Raw genomic sequence first — 2354 nt, forward strand, 5'->3', positions numbered from 1 at the left:
TGTCAAACGGCGTTCAAAGCTGACCCCGTATCGGCTTGCAATATTGACCCCCTGAAGTGCTCGCTGCCGTCCTGGGTGATGCGGAGCCGTAGGCGTAGCAGCGCGCAGGACGGCAGCGAAGGGCGTTCGATGGTCAGGCGCGGTGTTTGAAGCGCCAGCTTTCGTTGCCGGTTTCGACGATCTCGCAGTGGTGCGTGAGCCGGTCGAGGAGAGCGGTGGTCATCTTGGCGTCGCCGAACACGCTGGGCCATTCGCCGAAGGCGAGATTGGTGGTGACGATGACGGAGGTCTGTTCGTAGAGCCTGCTGATCAGGTGGAACAGGAGTTGGCCGCCGGACTGGGCGAAGGGGAGGTAGCCGAGTTCGTCCAGGACGATGAAGTCGAGGCGGCAGAGATGGTCGGCGATGCGTCCCTGCCGCCCGGCGCGGGTCTCGGCCTCGAGTTTGTTGACCAGGTCGACGGTGTTGAAGAAGCGACCGCGCGCGCCGTCGCGGATGCAGGCACGGGCGATCGCGATCGCCAGATGGCTTTTTCCGGTGCCGGTGCCGCCGACCAGGACGATGTTGCGCTGATGGGCGATGAAGCCGCCGGCGGCGAGGTCGCGCACCAGGGTCTCGTTGATCGGCGTGCCGTCGAAGGTGAAGTCGGCGATGTCCTTGGCGAGCGGCAGCTTCGCGATGGTGATCTGGTATTTGATCGAGCGAGCCTGCTTCTCGCTGATCTCGGCGGTGAGGAGATCGCCGACGATACGCTGCGGCTGGTGCTGGCGCTTCACCGCAGCGGCGACGATCTCGTCATACGCCGCTCGCATGCCGTGCAGCTTGAGGCCACCCATGGCGGCGAGGATCTCGGAGCGTTCCATCAGGGGGTCCTCCTGAGACTGTCGTAGCGTGCGCAGTCCGCTTCCGGCTCGTGCCGCAGCCGTAGCGCCTCGGCTGTGAGGATGGTGACCGGCGCAGCCGGGTCGCGCCGGCGGGCGAGGATGTTGAGGACGACGCCGGCGGAGTGGACACCCTCGCGCACCGCCTCGGCACAGGCGGCCTCGACGGCCGGGAGGCCGTCGCTCAGCACGGCGGCGAGGATATCGACCATCTGGCGGTCGCCGTCCTCGGCGGTCGCCAGCCTGCGCCGGATGCGCTCCAGGCTCGCGGGCAGCACCCAGTCCTTGAACGGCGCGCCGTTGCGCAGCGCGCCGGGTTTGCGCGCCAGCACCGGCACGTAATGCCACGGATCGAACACCGTCCGGTCGCGGCCGAAGCAGCGCACGTGCTCGCCGACCGGCTGCCCGTCCTGGCGCAACTCGATCCGGTCCGCATAGGCGCGGATCTCCACCGGGCGTCCGACGGCGCGGGCCGCGACCGAGTATCTGTTGTTGTCGAATCGCACCAGGCAGGTCTTGGAGACCGAGGCCGGCACGGCATGGAAGCCGTCGAACCGGCCGGCATAAGGGACCAGGACGGGTCGTTCCGCCTCGAACATCTCCCACACCGTGCGATCCCGATCGTCGGGATGGCGATGCGCCTTGGCGTAGGCGATCACCCGATCCATCAGCCAGGCGTTGAGTTCCGCATAGCTCTTCACCCGCAGCCGGGGCGTGAAGAACCGTTGGCGGACCAGTCCGACCTGGTTCTCCACCTGTCCCTTCTCCCAGCCGGCGGCCGGTGTGCAGGCGACCGGATCGACCAGGTAATGGCTGCACATCTGGAGGAAGCGGCGGTTGTAGCTGCGGTCCCTGCCCACGAAGATCGCGTCCACGGCCGTCTTCATGTTGTCGTAGATGCCCCGCGTGCAGGCACCCCGGAAGAAGGCGAACGCCCGGTCGTGGGCGTCGAACACCATCTCCTGCGTCTCGCGCGGATAGGCGCGCACGAACAGCATCCGACTGTGGCAGAGACGGACATGGGCGACCTTCACCGTCACCGGCATGCCGTTCATCAGCACGACTTCGTGGCTCCAGTCGAACTGGTAGGCTTCGCCCGGTGCGAAGCTCAACGGCACGAAAGCCGGCGTGTGCAGCGTCGCACGGTCGCGCCGCCATCGCCGCGCATAGCGCCGCACCGCATCGTAGCCGCCGGCGTAGCCGAGCCCGCGCAGCTCTTCGAACACCCGGATCAACGTCAGCCGCTCGCGCGCCGACTTCTCCGCGTTCGCCGCAAGCAGCCGCTCCAGTTCGTCCCGCCACGGACCGAGCTTCGGATGGGGCTGTTCCGCGCGGGCATAGCTGAACGCCGTCTCACCCGAGCGCAGAACCTTGCGCACCGTGTTCCGCGACACGTGCAACTCGCGCACGATCTCCTTGATCGCCTTGCCCTGCACCAGAAAGGCGCGCCGGATCCGTGCAATCGTGTCCACGC

The 2354-nt window shown here is 67.4% G+C and carries 2 protein-coding genes; both read right to left on the bottom strand.

All coding sequences use genetic code 11. The features are described 5' to 3' along the window. Positions 1-133: 133 nt before the first annotated feature. Positions 134-862, bottom strand: coding sequence for an IS21-like element helper ATPase IstB (gene istB / locus ABIE65_RS27770; RefSeq protein ID WP_354081991.1), 729 nt, complete (start codon positions 860-862; stop codon positions 134-136). Further along, positions 862-2352 carry an IS21 family transposase gene (gene istA, locus ABIE65_RS27775; RefSeq protein WP_354081992.1) on the bottom strand — a complete coding sequence of 497 codons (1491 nt, stop codon included), beginning with the start codon at positions 2350-2352 and terminating at the stop codon, positions 862-864. Before istA ends, istB begins: the two co-directional genes overlap by 1 nt. Positions 2353-2354 lie beyond the last annotated feature (2 nt).

Source organism: Constrictibacter sp. MBR-5 (genome assembly GCF_040549485.1).
In the GTDB taxonomy this organism is placed as follows: Bacteria; Pseudomonadota; Alphaproteobacteria; order JAJUGE01; family JAJUGE01; genus Constrictibacter.